This is a genomic window from Bacteroidetes bacterium endosymbiont of Geopemphigus sp. (assembly GCF_002904345.1).
GTDB lineage: Bacteria > Bacteroidota > Bacteroidia > Flavobacteriales > Blattabacteriaceae > GSPS2-BC2016.
Genome location: NZ_PEIH01000005.1, coordinates 720,475 through 742,959, shown reverse-complemented (window position 1 = coordinate 742,959; position 22,485 = coordinate 720,475). Strand labels below are relative to the sequence as shown.

The following is a 22,485-nucleotide window of genomic DNA, read 5'->3' as shown; positions in this document are numbered from 1 at the left end:
GATAAAAAATAAGAATCATCAGACTAAGAAGAAATACAGCTCGAAAGCATAAGAAAAACGACATATGCGTAACCCCAATCACCTTTAAAAGCTCCTATAATCAACAGTAAAGAAACAAGATCTTGGTCATAGTTTTTAGCGTGTACATAAGCTTTTTATATTTAGTAACTACTTACTTATGATAGCATTTGCTTAAATGCCTTTTGTTCTGTCAAACATGGCTTTTACTTTATCCCAATCATATTGTATGTTTTTGGAAGCTTGCATTTGAGCTATTCCTTCTTATATGCCATATATATCCAAAAGGACCGTGAGTAAAAACATCAACAGTTATTGTTTTGAAAATGTCACTGAATTGTATTCTATCTACTCTTCTTGTATAAAAAGTATAAGATCCGTTGTTGTTTTTAACATAGCCGAATTCTCTGTTGCCGCTTACCGAATGATCATCATCTAGAGGGCTTTTTATTAGTGCTGAACTTCCTGTTTGATTCTGTAACGACCTTAAGGTTATTATAATCCGAACAAATCACCGAACCTTCATTACCAAGGTATTGTAATACTTAAAAGTGAAAAAAAGGATTATTCCAATTTCCAAATCTTGGTTTCTCCTTCAAGAATAGCCTTAAGCTCGAGATCACATACCTCGTCAATAGGATTGAATCCAACTCCCGTATTCCTTCGGTCTATAAAATCATTAATTTATTCTTTATCACACGTCAAGAAACTCCAAAGAACTTAGCTCTTTGCCGTTTACGGTGGGCATGCGCTCTATGGTTATGGGAAAATAGTCCATATTTACAATCCTTCCATATAGGTATGCTTCATAAGATATATATCCCATTCGGAAGACTCCGGAAGGTTGATTCTTTGTATTTTATCAGTTACTGTATATCCGGTTTTGAATTCCATAAGATTTTTCCATTTTTTTGCATCTTCACGCTTATCAAAGAGAATACTACTCTTATAAAAGATATTCCCCAGAGATAAAAGATAATCATCAACCTTTCTTAATGATATTCCTTATCTAACTTCTCTTTTGACTCTTTTTAAATCAGAACTCATAAGATCATCTTCGTTACTACAAGTGTTAAAGAACAAGCACAACGTGAAGAATAAGAGACATCTATTTTTCATAGATTGAATTAAACTGATAATTATATACTTTTTAAGCAACAAAATAGATTTATTTATAATAAATATCTTTTTATGTTATTGCATTTACATAAATGTATATAAAAAATAATATATGTTTATCATTTCAATAAGTGAGTTGAATCCGCTCTATACCGGGGGAAAATTCTTTATAAGATAGAATAAAGATGATAAGGGACACTTTCAATGTCTGTCCTTTTTATGGATAGGTATCGGCTATGTTTCGCTAAAGGGGGAGAGGTTTTTTAAATATTTATAAAGAGGCGATAAGAGGATAATTTTATTCGTTTAACACTTTTAGCTAAATAATTTTAATTTTAACCAGTTACAAGAAATAAAGCATGAAAATACTTTTTAAGAATACTTCAAGATCATTCTAAATGAAGATGCGTTGAGATATTTTAACCTGATTTTTAGGTCTTTATAAGGATAAATAAGATTATAAGAGGAGTAATTCAAACTTATAAAGGAGACTCAAAAGTAAAAAAAAAGAATAAGCACAGTTAAATTAGGAAAAATATCGCCATTTAACCTATTAACTATTCTTGTAATAATAAATAAGCTTAAAGCTATTGAAATATTTTGTAAATCGTACACTTTTATGAAAGTATTTGAAAAACATATGGCAGGAGAAAAACTTATCCAATCTGGCCCTGCCAAGTCTGTTCACAAACCCCGCATTAGCTACTAAGAAATTGATGTGCATAGAGATTGTCTATCAACTAAGCGACTATAAATGTTTTCAATATTACTGTCAGAATGTGATAGAAACCGGTTCATTAAAAGGATACTGCAAAGTGCATATTCTTATAGCTGTTTTATAACAACTCAAGCCAAGAATCGCTTTAATCATGCCTATATTTCTATTATACTGCAGACTGGAGAGAGCGCAATGTTATATACTATTCTTAACTCAACAAAAATAGCTGTATGTTATAATAAGTGCATCCATAGTAATAAGGTATTTTCAGGAATAGCCATTAGAGGAAAAACTTCTGTGGGTTGTGGTTCTATGAATGGAAGCTTTTTATAGTAGTAAACCCTATCGTATAGTTTATCTATGTAAGACTTGCCGGGAAAAAAAAGGCTGACAACAGCGCTGGTTTGATATCAAATCTATTAGATCGATTGAAAAGATGGGTCTTTTCTGACTAGGAAACAGAAGCTTCTTATTTCCAAACGTGGTTAGATATAATCTATTATCGCAATGCTTAAAGGTGTATATGATATAGAACATTCTCAAAATAATAGCCCTCTGAATACTTTCTTGAACATTTGGCAGATTACCTTCTGTCTCCTTTTGATTAAGACCCAAAACTTACGTTATTTAAGCCTTTTTGGAGGAAGAGATATAAGAGAAAATACTGCACATTCTATGAAATACGCTCTTCTTTGGGTAAAGAAGAGTTAAAATGGATGTTTTTGGATTCTTCAGAGACTAAAAATATACAGAAATATGTATATTTCTTAGCTTTTTATAGCATACCCTCACAGATTGGGCGCTTGTATTTGTCTAAAAGAAGCTTACTTAAACCCTCTGTCAGTAAAATGAGTTCATTTCAAAGTGAAAAAGAGAAATCAGCTATTTTTTTTCAGGAGTCTAATTTTTCTTTTAAAAATTTGCCGATTTCAGAACCTTCTGTGTGAGCGAGTGTTTCAGGGGGTCCTTCCGCAATGATATATCCTCCTTTTTTTCCACCTCCCAGTCCCAGATCTATAATCCAGTCCGCATTGGCGATCATATCGATAGTGAGCTCGATAATCAATAGGCTGTTCCCTTTATCTGCCAATGCGTTAAGAATCTTTAAAAGCGTTTTTACGTCGTGAAAATGAAGTCCCCTGGATGGGTTCATCCAGAATAAAAAGCGTTGATTTCTCCGAATGACTTTTTGAAAGAAATGAGGCGAGTTTCATGCGTTGCGCTTCGCCTCCGGAAAGCGTGCTTGAGGATTGTCCTAACTTAAGATATCCTAACCCGACTTGATGGAGGGTTTGTAATTTTTTTCTTATCTTCAGAGTTCTCACTAAAAAAATCGATAGCCTCATCGATGGTCATTTCAAGTACATCAGCGATGTTCTTGCCGTGCACCTGTACTTCGAGGGTTTCTTTTTTAAAGCGTTTGCTATTGCATTCTTCGCACAACAGGGTTATTTCGGCTAGAAATTGCATTTCTACGGTAACCGTACCTCTTCACCCTTGCAATTTTCGCAACGTCCGCCTTCGGTGTTGAAAGAGAACTGGCGTTTTTTGTATCCCATCCGCTTGCTTTTCCTTTGCATCATAAAAACATTGCGTATTTCATCAAAAGCTTTTGTATAGCTAGCTGGATTGGATCGGGAAGATTTGCCTACCGGATTTTGATCCACCAGCTCTATTTGTGCGATACGGTGAATGTCTACTTCGAGCTTTGTCTCTTGACTAGATTTATCACCGAGGTGGTTTAGCTTTTTAGTCAGTGAGGGATATAGAACTCCTTTGACAAGGGTGCTTTTGCCTGGAGCCGCTTACTCCCGTAATGAAGGTAAGCGTATGTAAAGGGAACATTACGGTAAGGTTTTTCAAATTGTTTTCACATACATTTTTAAACGTGATGCAATCGATAAACGCGCGCCTTTGTTTGGGGATATTTATCTGTTTTCTCCCCAATAAGTAATCAACTGTGAGTGAATTTTTTGCTTTTCTAAACTCGTCGGGAAAACCTGAAAAAACTACCTCACCTCCTTTAGAACCGGCTTTCGGTCTTATATCTACAAAGATAGTCAGCTGGCGCGTATGATTTCCTCGTCATGTTCCACGACGACGACCGTATTTCCCAGAGAAGCTAATTGCTTGAGAAGTTCAATGAGTTTAAGTGCATCTTTTGGATGCAATCCCACGCTGTGGGCTCATCAAGAACATAAGTAGCGCCTACCAGACTGCTGCCAAGTGAGGTAGCCAGATGAATACGTTGAGATTCTCCTCCAGAAAGGGTGTTAGAAGATCTGTTGAGGTTTAGGTTACCTTAACCTTTTTTTTTAAAAAACGCAGACGATTGATAAGCTAGATAAGTATGCGATGAGTGATATGTCGTTCGTTATCGGAAAGTTCTTTTTTTTGAAAAAAATCCAGCAATTCATCTAAAAATTATTCTATAAGCTCAGTAATAGATCGTCCATTGATTTTTACCCATTGAGCCTCTTTTCGAAGTCGACTGCCATTACATTTTCTACAGAGGGTCTTCCTTGCGATAGTGCGCGAGCAGAACTTGATTTTGTACTTTATAATTTTTATCTTCTAAACTTTGAAAAAAAGCATGGATGCCTTTAAAATGGATCGGTGCCTTCCCAAAGCGTTTTTTTTGTACTTCCGAAAACTCTATGTAGGGCTTGTGTATAGGGAAGTTGCTCTTTTGAGCATTTGAAGTCAGCTTTTCTTTCCAGACTTGTGAGGAAACTCCATTTCAGCAAGCCACGGCGTCTTCATAAACTGATAGGTTTTTGTCAGGGATTACTAAGTTTTCATCTATTTCCATGATTTTCCCGTAACCCTCGCAAAGAGGACATGCTCCGTAAGGATTGTTAAAAGTAAAAAAATAAAGATCGGGTAGATGAAAAACTATACCGTCTTTTTCAAAACGTTCTGAAAAGTGTATTTGCTCTTTTGTCTGGATATTTTCCAACAGACACCTTCCCTGGCCTTCTTGAAAGGCGATCTCTATGGAGTCTGCTAGTTTTTGATAAGATTCCTCATCATCTTGTGTTAGAATACGTTCGATAACTAGAAAAGAACGCTCAGGATCTTTAGGCTCGTAGTCGTAATCGATCGCCTCTTCAATGCTCAGTAAATGACCATCTACCTGAATACGCATATATCCCTGTTGCCGAAAAACAGCTATTTGTTCAAGAAAAGTCCTGTTGCCCGGTATCTTTACGGGACTTATCAATAAAAATGGTTTATTTTCAAGTAATAAGCGGAGATAATTTATAATGTCCCTACGTTATCTTTTTTTTACTTCCTCTCCGGAAATAGGCGAATAGGTTCTTCCGATACGTGCATAAAGAAGTTTGAGGTAATCATAAATTTCAGTACTGGTGCCTCCACCGTAGATCACGGATTGGTAAGTGTAGCCTTTTGCTCAATAGCTATACTCGGGCTAATTCCTTTTATTGAATCTACTTTTGGTTTGTCAAGCTTTCTGAGAAATTGACGTGCATAGGAGGAAAGATTCTCAACATATCTTCGCTGGCCTTCAGCATACAAAGTATCAAAAGCTAAAGTAGATTTTCCACTTCCGTTTAATCTGGTAATTACCACAAAGCTACCGCTCGAGATATCGATATCGATATTTTTCAGATTATGTAGCTGCGCGCCCCTTATTTTAAGGAAATGACTTTTTATGGCTTTTTGGCTGTGTTCCATACAATAAACCTGTGTAGTAAATGTAAAGATTGTCTGTTAAAAATTTTCAGATCAGAAGGGGTATTCATAGACTTCGCTCTCGTGGAAAAGTTGATTTCCTCTTGGAGCCAACTCCATTTGGCTAAGCGCTCGGAATACGATGAATAAAAAACCTCCGCTCACAAAAAATAGACTACCGATCTCCGCCGCGCCAAAACCGTAAAAACCTCCTACACTACCTGGCATAATCATATTATACATATCGATAATATGCCCAATAAGAATGATGCAACCGAAGGTAATGATGATCTTAGGTTTTCTTTTTGCACTGCTACTAATAAGTCCCAATAGCGGAAGCAGAAAATTAGGAATGAGCATTAAAAAGTGAATATAATTGTATTGACCTGCACGGTGCATGAAATAAGCCACTTCCTCAGGAATATTTCCATACCAGTAAAGCAAAAATTGCGCAAACCATAAATAAGTCCATAAAAGACTGGTAGCAAACATATATTTGGCGAGATCGTGTAGATGATTGTCATTAAAGAAGGGGAGGTATCCGCGACTTTTAAGATAGAGAGCTACTAAGGTAATTACAGTGATTCCTGATACCCAATAAGACCCCAAAACATACCAGCCAAATAAAGTACTAAGCCAATGAGGATCCAAAGACATGATCCAGTCCCAACCCATTATCATGGAGCTCACACCGAAAAAAGATATGAAGACAACGCTTACATCGTGTAATTTATTATGATCTTTCAAACTAAGCGTCTTATCTAACTTCTTTGAAAGTCGTTTCAGCCAGCACATAAAAAAAGTCCAGCCTGCTATATAAATAATACTTCGCAGAATATAGAAGGGAATATTTAAGAAAGGTCGTTTGTTAGCGATTAATTCATCATAATTTGATGACTCTGGATCAGACAGAGAAGGATCCATCCAATGAAACATATGTACTACGCCCATACCGTTGAATATTAATATTAATAGTATAAGCGCTCCTCCATAGGGGATAAAGGAAGCTATACCCTCCATGATACGACTTACTACTATGGACCAACCTGATTGCGCCGCATGTTGAATACCTAAAAAAAATAGCGCGCCCAAGGAGATACCCGTAAAATAAAAGGCTGCCATGTAAAGCGCCGACCAGGGACGATTATGTGTCTGCTCTAGCAGATGGTGTATATGTTCAGCTTCAAGTGTTTTTAATTCTTTCTTATTGAAATTTTCAATCGATTCATTATCAAATCTCTCGGGATGCGTTTGCACAAAGTCAAGAATTTTTTCTTTATTCATTGAAAAACCTTGGTAAAATCCGAAAGCCATAATGATAATGCCAATAATCATTAGAGTAAAGGAATTTTTTTTTAATGGGTGGCTGTGTTGGTACATGGTAGCGATCTTTCTGAAATTATTGTTTTTTTAATTGCATGACATATTCAGCTATTTTCCAGCGATCTGCCGGCGTAAGCTGCGAGGCGTAAGAGCCCATATTATTTCTTCCGTACATAATTACATAATAAATACTTCCTATAGTGATGTCGCGATCCTTATAATTAGGCACTCCTAAAATCTTTTCATTTTTTACCAATTCTCCTTGTCCATCGCCTATATCACCATGACATATAGCGCAATTCATCTGATATATAGCCTTACCTCTTTCAAGATTTTCCGTTTTTTGATTTAAATCCAGAGGTGAAGTCAAAATTTTTAACGAAGCTTCATAACCTTCATTAGAGTCGGGAAGGGTATAGGGAAGACTGTCATCTTCGGTTCGAGCTACCGTTCCGATTACCGGAAGTAAAGATGTAGTGCCATTTTTAAATAAAAGCACTCTATTGTCTTCTTCTCTGTAAGGACTTACAGGATCGGCATAAGGTTCATAAGCCTTTGAGTAATATATATCAGGCATATAGACTCTCTTAGGATCGGATTTGCTTGAGCAATTCTGTAGGATATATCCCGACGAGAGAAGAATTAAAAAACCTTTGTATAGACTTGGTGTTTTTTTCATGAGGCTAACTCTTTTACGGTGATCTCTATCGCTCCGCTTTCTTTAAACTCACTTACCAATTCATCTACCTCTGTTACGGAAGTGTGAAGTTCTATTAAAAATTTATCATCAGTAGTTCTTGGATCTGGATTCTGTGGTGGAGCGCCGGGGAAAAGTCTGCAGCGTATTAAATATGTGATGCACATGAAATGCGCTGCGCAGAATACCGTCAGCTCAAATATAATGGGAATGAAAGCTGGCAAATTCATATACCAGGCATATGCGGGTTTTCCCCCAATATCTTGAGGCCAGTCATGAATCATGGTATACCAAGTAAGCACGCAGGCAAGAGTAGTTCCAAAAAGTCCATACACAAAAGATAAATCAGATATTCGAGTTTTTTTCAGGCCAAGTTCCTTATCTATTCCATGTACGGGAAAGGGAGTATATACCTCATGAATTTGTACACCTTTTTTTCGCAAAGACTTGATGCTCTGTATCGTAAGATCATCATCATCGTAGAGTCCGTAGACAATTTTAGTGGTTCCCTTGCTCATCTCTCATTTTTTTATATTTCTCGCTCGATGATTTCATGATGGTTTTTAATTCTGCTTGTGCGATCACTGGGAAAGTCCTTGCATAAAGAAGATACAACACAAAGAAAAAACCGTTGGTACCGATAAAAATTCCGATATCCACAAAAGACGGTAAAAATCCCGTCCAAGTAGATGGAAGATAATCATGACTAAGATTCAAAACAATGATGTCAAAACGCTCAAACCACATGCCTATATTGATGAAAATCGAAATTACATATGACCAAAAAAAACTCCGGCGCACGCATTTGAACCATAATGCTTGGGGCAGCAAAACATTGCAGATGATCAATGCCCAGAAAGCCCACCAGAATGGTCCTGTGGCCGCGCCGGGAGAAAAATAGGTAAAATCCTCAAAAGGACTTCCCGAATACCAGGCCAGAATAAACTCTGTGATATAGGCTACCGCTACCATTCCACCGGTAACAACGATCACGATGTTCATGTACTCTATATGCTTTTGGGTGATATAATCTTCTAAGTGCAATACTTTACGCGCTACACCTAAAAGGGTTTGCACCATCGCGAAGCCTGAGAAAATCGCTCCCGCTACGAAATAAGGAGGAAAAACCGTGCTGTGCCAACCTTTGATAACAGAGGTGGCGAAGTCAAAAGAAACGATGGTATGTACTGAAAATACCAGAGGAGTACACAGGCCTGCAAGTACTAGGGACAATTCTTCAAAGCGCTGCCAGTGTTTGGCCTTACCACCCCAACCAAAACTCAGTATACTGTAAATCTTTTTTTGAATGGGCTTGGTGACGCGGTCGCGAATCATCGCGAAGTCCGGAATCAGTCCCATAAACCAAAATACAGTTGACACCGAAAAATAAGTGCTGATAGCGAAAACATCCCAAAGCAAAGGGGAATTAAAGTTAGGCCAGAGCGTTCCAAATTGGTTAGGAATAGGTAATACCCAATAAGCATCCCAGGGACGTCCCATATGAATGATTGGAAACAGACCGGCTTGCACCACGGCAAAGATCGTCATAGCCTCTGCTGAGCGGTTGATGGAAAGGCGCCATTTTTGACGAAATAGCAAAAGTACAGCCGAGATCAAAGTTCCGGCGTGCCCGATACCTACCCACCAGACAAAATTGGTAATATCCCATGCCCAGTTGACGGTGCGATTCAATCCCCACACGCCGATACCTGTTCCTATGGTATAAAGAATGCAACCCATACCCCAGACGAGCGCCATAAGCGCCGTCCCAAAAGTGATCCACCAGAGTTTTCCGGCCTTGCTCTCTATAGGACGCGCAACGTCTTGTGTGATGTCATGATAGGTTTTGTTTCCTAAAATCAGAGGCTCTCTTATGGGGGATTCGTAATGACCTGACATAGTTCTTAGTTATAGTGGCTTGAATTAAATCTTTTTCGAATGTCTTACTTTCACCTGATAAAACACATTGGGTCGAGTTCCGATAAAATCTAGTAGTTTGTAACTTCTGTCTTCTTTGAGTTTTTGAGTTATCTGACTTTCTTGATCGTTAATATCTCCAAAGCTCAAAGCTTCCGTAGGACAAGCTTTGGTACAAGCGGTTTGAAATTCCTCATCTTTTACTTTTCGTCTTTCTTTTTTTGCTTTTAATACGGTGGCTTGCGTCATCTGAATACATAGAGAGCATTTTTCCATTACGCCACGACTTCGGATCACTACATCAGGATTTAATACCATTCGCCCCAGATCATTATTCATGTAGAAATCAAATTTGTCGTTTTCTGCATAATTGAACCAATTGAAGCGACGTACCTTATAAGGACAGTTATTGGCGCAGTAACGTGTTCCCACGCAGCGATTATAAGCCATCATATTCTGACCTTGTCCGCCATGTGATGTAGCCGCTACTGGACAAACCGTTTCACAGGGTGCATTATTGCAATGCTGACACATCACCGGCTGAAAAATCACTTGTGGATTGGTTTCAGGTTCGAGTAAATGCGTGTACATCTCCGGCTCGGAAAACATATTCTTTTGCGAAAGACCTTTTTCTTCCAGACTCTCAAAACTCTCTTCGGTAGAATAATAACGATCGATACGCAGCCAGTGCATATCTCTTGATTTGCGAATTTCATCCTTGCCCACTACCGGAACGTTATTTTCCGCGTGACAGGCAATAATGCAAGAACCGCATCCGGTGCAAGCGTTCAAATCCACCGAAAGATTGAAGTGATGACCCTGAGTGCGGTCTTTCTCTTTCCAAAGAGTGACCTTATTAGAGGGAATTTTCCCCTTATAAGTTCCTATTTTTTCTTCTTCATTCCAAACTTTCTTGGGTTGAGTCAGAAAAGTTTCCAGATCGGTTTCTCGTGCAATGGAAGTTCTTCCTACTAAGGTGTGTTGCAGCTGAATGCAGGAAAATTTATGAATTTCTTCAGATTTTTCAAGTTGAATTCCCTCCTGGAATATATTGAAATTTTTATAAAGCTTATAAGCGTTGACGCCACTTGCTTGAAGTGCCGCTTTTCCTTTTTCGCGGCCGTATCCTAAGGCCAAACCTATTGAGCCTAACGCTTGTCCTGGTTGAATATATACAGGAATCTTTTCAAGATTTATGTTACCCATCTTAAGGTTGACACAATTTCCGTTCATTGCTCCATCTCCGATATGCCAGTTTCGAATGCCCAAATTTTTAGCATCAGCTGATGAGAGAGTAACATAGTTTTCCCAGGTAGTTCTTGTGATAGGATCCGGTAATTCCTGCAACCAGGGATTGTTGGCTTGTACCCCGTCTCCTATAGCTGTTTTTGTATAAAGCCTTAATTCAAGATCTTTTTTTTCAGATGTATTTATGAGTCCCCTGAGATAGGGGGACTCATCGATGGCGAGAGTATTAAGTTCCGGATTTTCCGGTATTTCTACGAACCCATCAAAAAGAGATTTGTTAAAAGAAGAAACGTTAGCTTTAGGTAATATATTTCTCTCCCAGAAGCTTCTTAGAAAATCATAATAGGTAGGGATTTTTCCGTTACAATTATCATAACAACTCAGTAAGCTTTCCCTGTCAAAACTTAAATTTCCTTCTCCAGGTTTGCTCCATGTAAGTAGAGAATCCTGCAGTTGACGGGTATTAAATATAGGTTGGATGACCGGTTGCGTCAGCGTGTACATACCCGTAATAGGATAAGCATCTCCCCAGCTCTCTAGCCAATGGTGTTTAGGCGCCCATACTTTCATCACTTCTGAGGTCTCATCCTCTTTGATGGCAAATGAGACGGTGAGTTTAATTTTTTTTAATGCTTCTCTTAGTTCCTCCGCCGCGGAAAAGCTATATAAAGGATTGGTATCATTCACTAAAACCGCTCCTATATGATCTTCCTTAAGATCTTTAATGAATCTCTCAAAAGCCTTGTCATCGCTTTCTTTGGCAAGCAAAAAACGATCTTTTTTAAGTGACCCACTTTGGATCTGCTTATTGATCAATAAGGCCAATGCATACGCTTCTTTACTTCCATCGGCGAAAACTACCGCTTTAGAGCCCTTGTCTTTAATAGCCTGGGCTATTTTTTGCGCTCTCGTGTTTGTCGAACCTCCGTTAAGTGCCTTGTATACTTCGGCTAGCATTTTACGCACTTGTGATGGTTTCAGCGGAATACGCGTATCGGCATTGGCACCCGTAAGGCTCATATTGCTTTCTATCTGAATGTGTGTGAGCATATCGGAAGCCGGTTTCTTACGCTTAGCGTAAACTTTCTCGAGACTCTCAGGACTCCAGTGTCCCAGGAAATCCGCATCGAAAGAGACGATCAGTTCAGTTTTTGAAAGCTCATAATAAGGCAAGGCCCTTGTGCCTAATATTTCCTCGGTAGCTTCCAGAGCATAGGAATAAGAATAGGCATCATAAGTAACCAGGCGTGCCGTAGGGTAGATCTGTGAGAAATTCCAGAACAATTTTTTAGTTGAGGGACTTGGAAAAGAAGAGCAAAGCAAAACGATTTGTCTACCGCTTTCGTGTACTTTTTTCAGCCGTTCTGTAACATATTCATCCAATGTATCCCATGATACCGATTTTCCCTTGATCGCAGGCCCTTTTAAGCGTTCATCGTCATATAGAGAAAGCAGTGAAGCTTGTATACGCGCTGAGATGCTCTGAAAATATGGAGCGATGGTGTTAGACTCAATTTTGATAGGTCTTCCCTCGCGAGTCTTAACCAAAACACTCGCTAGGTCGAAGCCGTCGAACATCGTGGAGGCGTAGTAATTTGGTATGCCCGGTGTAATTGAATCGGGTTTTACCACATACGGAATCGAACGAATAACAGGTCCTTTACAGGCAGCCAAAGCTACCGCGGCTGTCCCGAATCCCATCCATTTGAGAAAGTCGCGACGTGTGGTTTTTTCTGCTTCAAGTTTTTTCTGATTAGAGAGAAAAACTTCCACGGGAATCTCCTGAGGGAATTCTTTTCCCGCTAGCTCTTCTCTGAGATTCTCGTTCTGCAGCTCAGGCAATCCTCTCCAGTATTTTCTCTTTGAATCCATGCTTTCAGCTGTAATTTTTTAAATTAATAATGACATTTAGCACATTCTATACCGCCCACAGCATCTACGGTAATCTTTGGATTAGCTTTACTGCCATGCTGTTTTTTCAGTTTTTCATGTAATTCGTTGAAATATTCCGTGTAATATTTATTATTCATATCTACCTCTATGGTACGATGACAACTGACGCACCAGCCCATAGTAAAATCATTCGCTATTTTTATTTTGTCCATCTCCTGTACCTCGCCATGGCAAGCTTTGCAGACTACATCTACATTTTTCGACTTTTTAATGGCGTCCTCTCCTAATATTACATGCTGCGAATGGTTAAAGTAGACGAAATCCGGCATATTATGAATACGCGTCCATCGTATGGGCTCATTTTTACCTGAGTAGGTACGCGTATTTGGATCCCATCCAATAGATTTGTAGATCTTCTGAATTTCAGAGGTATAGAAAGCTTTGTCTTTCCCCTCTTCTATATAATCCCCTTTATACTCGTTGATAATCAAGTGACAGTTCATACAAACATTAGCTGAGGGAATTCCAGAGACCTTTCCGTATTTGGCGCTCGAATGACAATATTGACAATCAATTTTGTTAATTCCCGCATGGATTTTGTGAGAAAAATAAATAGGCTGATTAGGCTGGTAACCTTTATTGACATCGATATTCATCAGAAAATCCCATAGCCCGAAAAGTGATAAAAGAAATAGCGCCCCTATCAAGGAATAGCCAAGAGTGCGGTATTTTTCAAGAATCTCGGGGATATTTATTGATATTTTCTTCTTACTTGCTTTGTATTCATCAAAAGTTTTGGCGTTGAGAACGCGGATTAGCGTGTAAATTCTAATCAGAATTAACAGCAATATAACCGATAGTACTGCAAATCCTATTAGGATTAGTTTTGTATAAGTTCCGCTTGAAGGATCTTGTAAATTTTTACCGTTTGTTTCAGAAGGAGTTTTTTCCTCTTTAGGTCCTGGAGGATTCTTAATAAAAGAAAGAATGTCGTCAATATCAGTTTCGGAGAGCTGAGGAAACAGATTCATTTCTACCTTACCATACTCTTCATAAATGGCAAGGGCGTCTTTATCTCCGCTTTCTCTTAAAGCTTTATTGTTCTTAATCCATTTGTGAAGCCAATCGCGGCTTCTTTTTTCGGTGACGCGAGAAAGAGCGGGGCCTATAAGTTTTTTTGTAAGGTCAGTGGCATGGCATGCTGTACAATTGGTCTTATAAAGAGAAGCGCCGTTCTCGGCATTCCCTTTAATTTTATTCTGTGCCCTGAGCGTTTGAAAAGCAATAGAAAAAAAGACACCTAGAGCGATTAATAAATGTATTTCCTTTCGTGAATCTTTCATTTAAAGGGAAAATGATTGTAGTGGTTAATAACCTACCTTGCTTTAACGGAGCAAAAGTAGAATAAAGCAAAAAAGTATACGAGTGCTTTTTGAGGTGTTCTCAGTTTCTGAGTTAAATTTATAATCGTTCTAAATAATATTTATATAATAAATATATATATACGATATACATGTGATATATTCAAAAATATTAATAATTAATAATTAATATAGTGTATTTAATATTTTTTATTTTGACTTTTTCGCTAAAATCACAAGATGCTCCCGACTAAGCACCAATAGGTCAATGGGGGCTTGACACCGATACGAATGTTTTGGCTTTTCATTACAAGATGAATATTAACCATAAAAGAAAATCGTTTCCTAAGAATAGCCCATTTTACAGAAAAAATCCCTTTTGAAAAAAGAGATTTTCAGGAAAAAAGAAAGCATGCGGATAAAAATTTACCTGTTAAAAAAGATATGAGTGCCCGGACTTTTATTCTAGGCAAAAAGATTACAAACTTCGGGTGTTTTGCACTAAAGATCGCGATCAGGCTTATCCCTTACTAAGGGAATGGAGTCAATCGTACCAGGATTTACACTCTCAAATTGTTTTTCAACGACCTGATTATAAAATATGACTAAGTAGTTATAAACATAAGCAAATTGCAGGCAAAGATCTGCTAATGATAAGAAGTCGTGCTACTTATGCTTTTTATCCAGGATATATATTTGATAACACTATTTATTAAAAGGAGTACTTAAATTTACTTAGTGAGGATAGATTAAGCTTATTTTATATCAGCTTACAATTAAAATTTCTTATATTCGCCCAACATATTTTTTGACTTTAAAGGAAATTAGTTTTGCATGAAAATTCTTTCTACATTTCTATTTGCAATGCTGGCACTTTCTACCTCAAACGTACAGATTAGTTTTACGGAATATACTTTAGATAATGGATTACATGTAATTCTGCATCAGAACCGTACAAATCCTATAGTAACTGTTTCTGTACTTTATCACGTGGGCTCTAAAAATGAATCGCCAAAACGTACGGGATTCGCTCATTTTTTTGAACATTTGATGTTCGAAGGCTCCGAGAATATTGGTCGCGGCGAGTTTTTTAAACACATTCAATCAAATGGAGGCACCGGAAATGCCTATACTCAACAAGATCATACCTATTATTACGAAACACTTCCTTCCAACCAATTGAAGCTGGCGCTCTGGCTCGAATCCGAACGTATGCTCCATGCTCGTGTGGATCAAAAAGGAATAGACACTCAAAGAGAAGTAGTAAAAGAAGAAAAGCGCATGCGTTATGATAACCAACCTTACAATATCGCCTTCTGGGAAGAAATTCCAGCTTTGCTTTTTAAAAAACATCCTTACCGATTTTCTGTTATCGGTTCTATGGAAGACCTGAATGCGGCCAAGGAAGAGGATTATAAAAAATTTTACGAAATTTTTTATGTGCCCAATAATGCTACGCTAACCATTGCCGGAAATATAAATCTAGAGGAAGCCAAAAAATGGATAGAGGCCTACTTCGGCACCATACCGAAGGGTAAGATTGTTATTCCAAGGCCTCATGTACTGGAAGCGCCTCTTACTTCCGAAGTTGTTTCGATCTATCAAGATAAAAACGCTCAGGTACCTGCGGTGATCTTAGCTTACAGAGCTCCTAAAAAAACAGATAAAGACGCTTACGTATTAAAGATTATAGATAGGATTCTCTCGAGTGGAGAGAGCTCACGGATTGCGAAGAATGTAGTAAATAAAAGACAGTTGGCTTCCGAGGCAGGCGCTTTTTTATCTGATATGGAAGATTATGGTATCTTTCTCATATATGCCATCACTAACTCCGGTGTACCCTTAGATGAGGTAGTGAATGCGCTCGATGAAGAAATCGATCGATTGAAAAAAGACGGCATAGGACAAAAAGAACTGGAAAAGCAGATTAATGCTTTAGAAAAATCTTTTATTGATGGAAATAACTTTATGGAAGACGTGGCGCATAATCTCTCTAATTATCATGTGTATTTTAAGAATACCAATATGATCAATACGGTGATAAATAAATATCAGTCGATCTCTGTTGAGGATATAAAACGCGTGACTAATCGATACTTAAATAATTTCCAGCGGGTTCGTTTGTATAATCTTCCGAAGTCTCAATAAAATTTCTATACGATGAAATTTCATTATTCAATAATTTTTGTACTTATGTTTAGTTCCTTCATAGGAAGTTTTGCTCAAATCGATCGTAAAAATCCGCCCAAAGGGGATCCTCCTTCTGTGATCAGAATTTCTAAACCTCAGGTCTTTCGTTTGAAAAATGGGCTAACCGTCCTATGCGTGGAAGACCATAAATACCCTGTTGTACGTCTCTCCCTTGCTTTTGACCGCGATCCCTTATCTCAGGGGGATAAAGCTGGTATAAAAGATATATTCGGCGAAATGCTCAGGTCAGGAACGAAAAAACATACTAAGGAGCAATTTGATGAAGAAATAGATCAGATGGGCACTTCGTTATATTCTTCATTTTCTCGAATTTACCTCTCATCACTTAAGCGTTATTTTGTGCCTTCCTTGGCTTTGATGAACGAAATGGTTCTTGAACCTCGATTTGATAACACTCAAGAGTTTAAAAAGCTTATCAAACGGAGCCTTACTAAACTCGAGATGAGCGAAAAAGACCCTGAGGCTGTTTCAGCGCGCGTTCGAAATAAACTTTATTACGGGAATCATCCTTATGCAGAATATGCTAGCGATGAGAGCCTTAAGAATATCCAGTTGAAAGATTTTCGCGTGTTTTATGAGAAATTCTTCGGGCCTGAAGAAGCCTATCTGACTTTTGTAGGAGATATTACCAAAGAAGAGGCTTATAAATTAGCTGAAGAATATTTTTCTAACTGGAAAACCCACCCAATATCCTCGAAAAAATATCAATTACCCTTGCCGCTTTCTGCGATAGAGATCGATATGGTGGATTTACCTTCTTCAACACAAGCTGTAATAAATGTAGGTGCTCCCGTTAATTTTAAAAAATCTTCTCCCGATTATTTTTCCGCCAGCCTTGCTAACAGAATCTTAGGCGGAGGATCGCAAGGCCGTCTATTTTTAAACTTACGAGAGGATAAAGGCTATACTTACGGCGCCTATTCAAGTTTGATACCCAATAAAGATATCGGATCGTTCCGAGCGGGCGCGCAAGTGCGCACTGAAGTGGTAGCTCTTGCCGTTGAGGAGTTTTTAAAGGAAATAAGAAGAATAAAAGAACCTATAGAAGAAAAAGAGCTTACATCCTTCAAGAACGAAATGTCAGGAAATTTTGTTCTTGCTTTGGAGGATCCACAGAGCGCAGCTCGCTTTATCGTGGAAGAATTTACCGAGTCGCTTTCTGAAAATTTTTATCAGAATTATCTCAAAAGTTTACAATCGGTAACTGCATCTGAGGTTACTCAGGCGGCGAAAAAATATATCTCTGATCATCTTCGCGTGCTTGTGGTAGGAGATCTGCAAAAGATCATGCCATCGATAAAAAAAATGGGTTATCCTGTTCACCTATTTGATAAGTTTGGCCAGCCTCTTTAATGCTCTTTCTTTATATAATATTATTTCTTTTCGGAATTTACTTTCCGAGTAAGCTTAAAAAGCTATGTCCCTTACAGAAGAGAAAACCCATATTCTTGGAGAGCGAATCATTTCGGTCTTGAGATCCATTTATGATCCCGAAATTCCTGTAGATGTCTATGAATTAGGGCTAATTTATGATGTTCAGATAAGTGATGAGGCAGATATAAAGATTATTATGACACTAACCACTCCCAATTGTCCTGTGGCTGAAACTCTTCCTGAGGAGGTAAAGCAAAAAGTTCAAGCTATTGATGAAGTGCGGGAGGTAGATCTGACTTTAACCTTCGATCCTCCCTGGAGCTCTGAAATGCTTAGCGAGGAAGCACGCTTGGAGCTGGGCATGTTATAAGAACTTTTCTCATTTTTAATAAAATATTTTATGACTTTTATTATATTGTTTTCACTGTTTCTGATTGGAAGCCTAGGTATGATTTTTGTCGTTAAACAACAGAGCGCCGCTATTGTAGAGCGTTTTGGGCGTTTCGTAGGCATTCGTCAGGCGGGCTTGCAATTGAAACTTCCTTTATTTGATCAGGTAGTAGGTCTTATTTCTTTGAGAATACAACAACTCGATGTGACTATAGAGACCAAGACTAAAGATAATGTATTTGTTCACCTTAAGGTGTCGGTGCAATTTAAGGTTATCAAAGATAAAGCTTATGAGGCTTTTTATAAACTTGAAAATCCTCATGAACAGATTACCGCTTATGTATTTGACGTGGTTCGTGCTGAGGTGCCTAAAATGCGTCTTGACGATGTTTTTGAACGAAAAGATGATATTGCCCTGGCCGTTAAGAGGGAGCTTGATGAGGCTATGCATAATTATGGTTATTCGATCATTAAAGCACTGGTAACTGATATCAATCCCGATGAACAAGTCAAGCAAGCGATGAATCGTATTAATACAGCTGAGCGTGAAAAAGTAGCCGCAGAGTATGAAGCGGAAGCCGAGCGCATCAAAATCGTCGCCAAAGCCAAGGCCGAGGCTCAGAGCAAACAACTGCAAGGAAAAGGTATCGCCGATCAAAGACGAGAAATTGCCAAAGGGCTGCTTGAATCGGTAGAAGTGCTTAACAATGTAGGTATCAATTCGCAAGAAGCGTCGGCTCTGATCGTTGTAACTCAACATTATGATACCTTGCAGTCAATGGGTGAGGGTACTAATACCAATTTGATTTTGCTGCCCAATTCACCTGGAGCCGCCAGTGAAATGCTCAATACCATGGTGGCTTCTTTCAGCGCTTCTAGTCAGATTGGCGATGCCATGAAAAACTCCGGGAAAAAGCCTACAGATAAGGTGTGATTTAAAACATAGCGATTAATTATGGAAATATCAGGAAGAGTAAAAAAAATTTCAGACACTCAAACTTTTGCTAGCGGCTTTAGAAAGCGTGAATTGGTGCTTATTACCGAAGAGCAGTATCCTCAACATATACTCGTAGAATTTGTTCAGGACAAGACCGAACTGCTCGATGCATTGATGCCCGATGATCAGGTGAAAATCTCAATCAATTTGCGTGGCAGAGAGTGGGTCAATCCTGAAGGGGTGACAAAATATTTTAATTCCATACAGGGTTGGCGCATAGAAAAAGTTCATAATCAAACACTTCATTCTTCAGTAAGCGCGCCTTCTGTACCTCCTGTATCAGATAGTGCCGTTGCCTCTTCGGAAAACGAATTTGATGATTTGCCTTTTTGAGAATCTTCTTTTAGAAGTGATTGCGCAATAAGATCTTTCTCTAGGTACCATCCGCGTGCAGGCGAATATTCCCTTCCATAGTAAATGATTTGCAGATGAAGTTTATTCCATAATTCTCTGGGAAATAAATTTTTAGCGTCCTTTTCTGTCTGTTCAACGCTCTTTCCACTGCTCAGACCCCAGCGATACATAAGTCGGTGTATATGTGTGTCTACAGGAAAGGCTGTCTTACTAAAGGCTTGGGACATCACCACTGATGCGGTCTTATGTCCTACACCGGGTAGTTTTTCCAGCTCTTCAAAACTGTCCGGCACTTGTCCATGGTGTTTTTCTATCAATATTTTGGAAAGCGCTTGGATATTTTTTGCTTTACTATTATATAATCCTATTTTTTTGATTAACTCGCTGATTTTTTTAACCTCTAGCGCGGCCATTTTTTCAGGCGTATCGGCCTTGGTGAAAAGATCAGAACTGATCTCATTTACTTTTTTATCTGTGCTTTGCGCTGAGAGGAGTACTGAAATAAGCAGAGTAAAGGGATCTTTATGCTGCAATGGAATCGAAGGATTTGGATAAAGTGATTCTAAAATGTTGATAATTAGGTTAATTCTATCTTTCATCTGGATTTAAAATATCTCGAGAGTTATATAAACATTATAATAGTGTTTTTTGCTGTTTTCCATGCTCCGGAATTTTTTAAAGATATCTTTATATTGATCAGGGTAGAAGTTTACAAAACTATTATTTTGTTGGTTTTTAATTGTTTTAGATATAGCTTATAAAAGGGCACACTTAATTTGAAATCTTTAAAATATCGTCGATTAAATAAGCTTGCTTAGAGGGAGATTTTAGGGTTTAAAACAGTTTAAAAATAGCCTGAAAATCTGTATTTTTATGCATTAAAATAAAGATACATACATGTTAAAAGCAGGCGATAAAATTCCTCATTTCGATGGGGTAGATCAAGACGGTAAAAAGATAAATGTAACGGATTACAGAGGAAAAAAATTGATAATATTTTTTTATCCAAGAGCCAGCACACCTGGCTGTACCGCGGAAGCCTGCAGTTTGAGAGATTATTACCAAAGCTTACAGGATCAAAACTACGAATTACTCGGAGTAAGCGCAGATTCGCCTGAGCGACAGAAAAAATTTCGTGAAAATTATCGCTTGCCTTTTCTCTTGCTCGCTGATGAAGGTAAAGAGGTCATTAGGGCTTTTGAAGCCTGGGGGTCCAAGAAATTTTTAGGTAAATCTTACGAGGGCATTCTTAGAAAAACTTTTATCATCGATGAGAAGGGATATATCTCGCGTATTATCGATAATGTAAAGACCAAAGATCATGCTTTACAAATTATGAAACAACAATAATAATACACAAAAAAATATGGGTGAAGATTTAGAGCAGAAGAAAAAAGCGCTTCAGCTTGTTCTCGATAAAATGGATAAAACCTATGGCAAAGGAACTGTCATGCGTATGGGAGATTCCGCTATAGAAGAAGTGGAAGTTATTCCATCCGGTTCTTTAAATCTCGACAGAGCGCTGGGCGTGGCAGGTTATCCCCGGGGTCGTGTTGTAGAAATTTATGGTCCGGAATCTTCGGGAAAAACCACCCTTGCACTGCATGCCATCGCGCAAGCTCAGAAAAATGGTGGACTGGCTGCTTTTATAGATGCCGAGCATGCCTTTGATCGTGTGTACGCGCAGAAATTAGGCGTGAATGTTGATGATCTCATCATCTCTCAACCTGACCATGGTGAACAAGCCCTTGAAATAGCAGATAATCTTATTCGTTCAGGCGCTATTGATATCATTGTTATCGATTCAGTAGCTGCTCTTACCCCACGTAGCGAAATTGAAGGAGAAATGGGTGATTCTAAAGTGGGCCTGCAAGCGCGTTTAATGTCTCAGGCACTTAGAAAATTAACGGGTAGCATCAGTAAAACAAAATGTACAGCTTTTTTTATCAATCAATTAAGAGAAAAAATTGGCGTTATGTTTGGAAATCCGGAAACCACTACCGGAGGAAACGCTCTGAAATTTTACTCATCAATCCGTCTGGATGTCCGTCGAGGGGTACAGATTAAAAATGGTGAAGAAACCATAGGAAATCGTACCCGCGTAAGAGTAGTAAAAAATAAGGTGGCTCCACCTTTTAGAACTGCTGAGTTTGATATCATGTATGGTGAGGGTATCTCACGTACCGGAGAGGTGCTTGACTTGGGTGTTGAAATGGGTATTATCAAAAAGAGCGGTTCCTGGTTTAGTTATGGAGAGGTGCGTTTGGGTCAGGGGCGTGATACGGTCAAAGAACTACTTAAGGATAAAGATGAGTTGCGTGAAGAAATAGAACAAGTCATTCAGGAAAACTTAACGATTAAGGTATAGAAAATTTATATATGAGAATCACTTTCCTGGGCACGGGCACCTCACAAGGCGTCCCTGTTATTGGATGTACCCACCCTGTATGTCTTTCACAAGATCCCAGAGATAGACGCACGCGAAGCTCCATTCTTATAGAAAAAGGCAATAAAAATCTGCTTATAGACTGCGGTCCCGATTTTCGTATGCAGATGCTGAAAAATCGTAAAGATTGTATAGATGCTCTCTTGCTTACTCACGAACATAATGATCATCTAGCAGGTCTTGATGATTTGCGCCCAATTTATTTTAAAGCTAAGAAACCTATTCCTGTATATGCCCTGGAACGGGTTCTTGAGGAGGTTAAGTATCGTTTTTCTTATATTTTTTCAGAGAAAAAATTTGCAGGAAAACCTGAACTTTCGCTTCTTTCTATAAAGAGTCAGGAAATTTTTGATGTAGAAGGGTTCAGGATTCTGTCATTAGAGGTACAGCACAATGATTTATTTATCTTGGGGTACCGTATAGGCCGGTTTGCTTATATTACCGATGCTAGCTTTCTTCCAGAGACCACTATAGAGTCCTTAAAAAATATTGAGTTTTTGGTGTTGAATACTTTAAGAATTAAGCCAGAGCATCCTTCTCATTTTTCATTACCTCAGGCCTTAAATATCATTAAAAAACTTTCTCCTGAAAAGACCTATCTTACCCATATGAGTTATGAAATCGGATTTCATAAAGATTTGATCAAAGATTTACCTTCTGGTGTTTTGCCCGCTTATGATGGCTTATCAATAGAATGTTTGTATTGAACTTAAGAGCTATGCT

16 protein-coding genes and 1 pseudogene are annotated in these 22,485 nt (G+C 38.4%); 9 read left to right on the top strand and 8 right to left on the bottom strand.

The features are described 5' to 3' along the window. Window positions 1-1,891: 1,891 nt before the first annotated feature. A complete protein-coding gene (locus tag CS842_RS07985; RefSeq protein WP_103327731.1) occupies window positions 1,892-2,188 on the top strand; it encodes a transposase in 297 nt (98 codons plus the stop codon). Window positions 2,189-2,747: 559 nt separating this feature from the next. Here the strand turns inward: CS842_RS07985 and uvrA are convergent. From uvrA to CS842_RS04810, 7 genes and pseudogenes are all read right to left on the bottom strand, one after another. Further along, a pseudogene (uvrA, locus tag CS842_RS04840) lies at window positions 2,748-5,554 on the bottom strand (excinuclease ABC subunit UvrA). A 51-nt stretch (window positions 5,555-5,605) separates the two neighbouring features. Beyond that, window positions 5,606-6,886: a hypothetical protein gene (locus CS842_RS04835; RefSeq protein ID WP_241518456.1), complete on the bottom strand. Its 1,281-nt coding sequence runs from the start codon at window positions 6,884-6,886 to the stop codon at window positions 5,606-5,608. A gap of 64 nt (window positions 6,887-6,950) precedes the next feature. Continuing rightward, on the bottom strand, window positions 6,951-7,553 hold the full coding sequence (locus tag CS842_RS04830) for a c-type cytochrome (protein ID WP_103327728.1): 603 nt from the start codon (window positions 7,551-7,553) through the stop codon (window positions 6,951-6,953). After that, window positions 7,550-8,089: a DUF3341 domain-containing protein gene (locus tag CS842_RS04825; protein ID WP_103327727.1), complete on the bottom strand. Its 540-nt coding sequence runs from the start codon at window positions 8,087-8,089 to the stop codon at window positions 7,550-7,552. The genes CS842_RS04830 and CS842_RS04825 overlap by 4 nt, the downstream gene beginning before the upstream one ends. After that, the gene (nrfD, locus tag CS842_RS04820; RefSeq protein WP_103327726.1) at window positions 8,070-9,470 is read right to left on the bottom strand and encodes an NrfD/PsrC family molybdoenzyme membrane anchor subunit; all 1,401 of its coding nucleotides are present in this window, start codon (window positions 9,468-9,470) and stop codon (window positions 8,070-8,072) included. The genes CS842_RS04825 and nrfD overlap by 20 nt, the downstream gene beginning before the upstream one ends. Window positions 9,471-9,494: 24 nt before the next feature. After that, complete coding sequence (locus tag CS842_RS04815) at window positions 9,495-12,608, bottom strand: TAT-variant-translocated molybdopterin oxidoreductase (protein ID WP_103327725.1); 3,114 nt, start codon at window positions 12,606-12,608, stop codon at window positions 9,495-9,497. A gap of 23 nt (window positions 12,609-12,631) precedes the next feature. Beyond that, complete coding sequence (locus CS842_RS04810; protein ID WP_103327724.1) at window positions 12,632-13,972, bottom strand: c-type cytochrome; 1,341 nt, start codon at window positions 13,970-13,972, stop codon at window positions 12,632-12,634. 852 nt (window positions 13,973-14,824) lie between these two features. Here CS842_RS04810 and CS842_RS04805 point away from each other — a divergent pair. The 5 genes from CS842_RS04805 to CS842_RS04785 all read left to right on the top strand — a co-directional run bounded on the left by CS842_RS04805 (window position 14,825) and on the right by CS842_RS04785 (window position 19,295). After that, entirely contained in the window at window positions 14,825-16,138 is a 1,314-nt protein-coding gene (locus CS842_RS04805) for a M16 family metallopeptidase (RefSeq protein WP_103327723.1), read from the top strand. 12 nt (window positions 16,139-16,150) lie between these two features. Further along, on the top strand, window positions 16,151-17,554 hold the full coding sequence (locus CS842_RS04800) for a M16 family metallopeptidase (RefSeq protein WP_103327722.1): 1,404 nt from the start codon (window positions 16,151-16,153) through the stop codon (window positions 17,552-17,554). Between the two features lie 64 nt (window positions 17,555-17,618). Then, the gene (locus tag CS842_RS04795) at window positions 17,619-17,945 is read left to right on the top strand and encodes an iron-sulfur cluster assembly protein (RefSeq protein WP_103327721.1); all 327 of its coding nucleotides are present in this window, start codon (window positions 17,619-17,621) and stop codon (window positions 17,943-17,945) included. A 30-nt stretch (window positions 17,946-17,975) separates the two neighbouring features. After that, the gene (locus CS842_RS04790) at window positions 17,976-18,899 is read left to right on the top strand and encodes an SPFH domain-containing protein (RefSeq protein WP_103327720.1); all 924 of its coding nucleotides are present in this window, start codon (window positions 17,976-17,978) and stop codon (window positions 18,897-18,899) included. A 21-nt stretch (window positions 18,900-18,920) separates the two neighbouring features. Continuing rightward, a complete protein-coding gene (locus CS842_RS04785; RefSeq protein ID WP_103327719.1) occupies window positions 18,921-19,295 on the top strand; it encodes a DUF3127 domain-containing protein in 375 nt (124 codons plus the stop codon). On the opposite strand, the gene nth is transcribed toward CS842_RS04785, so the two are convergent. After that, on the bottom strand, window positions 19,205-19,921 hold the full coding sequence (gene nth, locus CS842_RS04780) for an endonuclease III (protein ID WP_103327718.1): 717 nt from the start codon (window positions 19,919-19,921) through the stop codon (window positions 19,205-19,207). The genes CS842_RS04785 and nth overlap by 91 nt on opposite strands. Before the next feature lie 292 nt (window positions 19,922-20,213). On the opposite strand from nth, the gene bcp reads away from it, so the two are divergent. Genes bcp through CS842_RS04765 form a run of 3 tightly spaced genes read left to right on the top strand, consistent with a single transcriptional unit; the run spans window position 20,214 to window position 22,469 of the window. After that, complete coding sequence (gene bcp / locus CS842_RS04775) at window positions 20,214-20,666, top strand: thioredoxin-dependent thiol peroxidase (RefSeq protein WP_103327717.1); 453 nt, start codon at window positions 20,214-20,216, stop codon at window positions 20,664-20,666. Between the two features lie 16 nt (window positions 20,667-20,682). Then, window positions 20,683-21,684, top strand: a complete 1,002-nt coding sequence (gene recA, locus CS842_RS04770; RefSeq protein ID WP_103327716.1) for a recombinase RecA — start codon at window positions 20,683-20,685, stop codon at window positions 21,682-21,684. 11 nt (window positions 21,685-21,695) lie between these two features. After that, on the top strand, window positions 21,696-22,469 hold the full coding sequence (locus CS842_RS04765) for an MBL fold metallo-hydrolase (protein ID WP_103327715.1): 774 nt from the start codon (window positions 21,696-21,698) through the stop codon (window positions 22,467-22,469). The last annotated feature ends 16 nt before the right edge of the window (window positions 22,470-22,485 follow it).

Excerpts from the sequence above, each read along its gene's own strand:
- CS842_RS07985 (WP_103327731.1), top strand. The coding sequence starts at position 1,892 with ATGTTTTCAATATTACTGTCAGAATGTGATAGAAACCGGTTCATTAAA.
- CS842_RS04835 (WP_241518456.1), bottom strand. The coding sequence starts at position 6,886 with ATGATTATTGGCATTATCATTATGGCTTTCGGATTTTACCAAGGTTTT.
- CS842_RS04830 (WP_103327728.1), bottom strand. The coding sequence starts at position 7,553 with ATGAAAAAAACACCAAGTCTATACAAAGGTTTTTTAATTCTTCTCTCG.
- CS842_RS04825 (WP_103327727.1), bottom strand. The coding sequence starts at position 8,089 with ATGAGCAAGGGAACCACTAAAATTGTCTACGGACTCTACGATGATGAT.
- nrfD (WP_103327726.1), bottom strand. The coding sequence starts at position 9,470 with ATGTCAGGTCATTACGAATCCCCCATAAGAGAGCCTCTGATTTTAGGA.
- CS842_RS04815 (WP_103327725.1), bottom strand. The coding sequence starts at position 12,608 with ATGGATTCAAAGAGAAAATACTGGAGAGGATTGCCTGAGCTGCAGAAC.
- CS842_RS04810 (WP_103327724.1), bottom strand. The coding sequence starts at position 13,972 with ATGAAAGATTCACGAAAGGAAATACATTTATTAATCGCTCTAGGTGTC.
- CS842_RS04805 (WP_103327723.1), top strand. The coding sequence starts at position 14,825 with ATGAAAATTCTTTCTACATTTCTATTTGCAATGCTGGCACTTTCTACC.
- CS842_RS04800 (WP_103327722.1), top strand. The coding sequence starts at position 16,151 with ATGAAATTTCATTATTCAATAATTTTTGTACTTATGTTTAGTTCCTTC.
- CS842_RS04795 (WP_103327721.1), top strand. The coding sequence starts at position 17,619 with ATGTCCCTTACAGAAGAGAAAACCCATATTCTTGGAGAGCGAATCATT.
- CS842_RS04790 (WP_103327720.1), top strand. The coding sequence starts at position 17,976 with ATGACTTTTATTATATTGTTTTCACTGTTTCTGATTGGAAGCCTAGGT.
- CS842_RS04785 (WP_103327719.1), top strand. The coding sequence starts at position 18,921 with ATGGAAATATCAGGAAGAGTAAAAAAAATTTCAGACACTCAAACTTTT.
- bcp (WP_103327717.1), top strand. The coding sequence starts at position 20,214 with ATGTTAAAAGCAGGCGATAAAATTCCTCATTTCGATGGGGTAGATCAA.
- recA (WP_103327716.1), top strand. The coding sequence starts at position 20,683 with ATGGGTGAAGATTTAGAGCAGAAGAAAAAAGCGCTTCAGCTTGTTCTC.
- CS842_RS04765 (WP_103327715.1), top strand. The coding sequence starts at position 21,696 with ATGAGAATCACTTTCCTGGGCACGGGCACCTCACAAGGCGTCCCTGTT.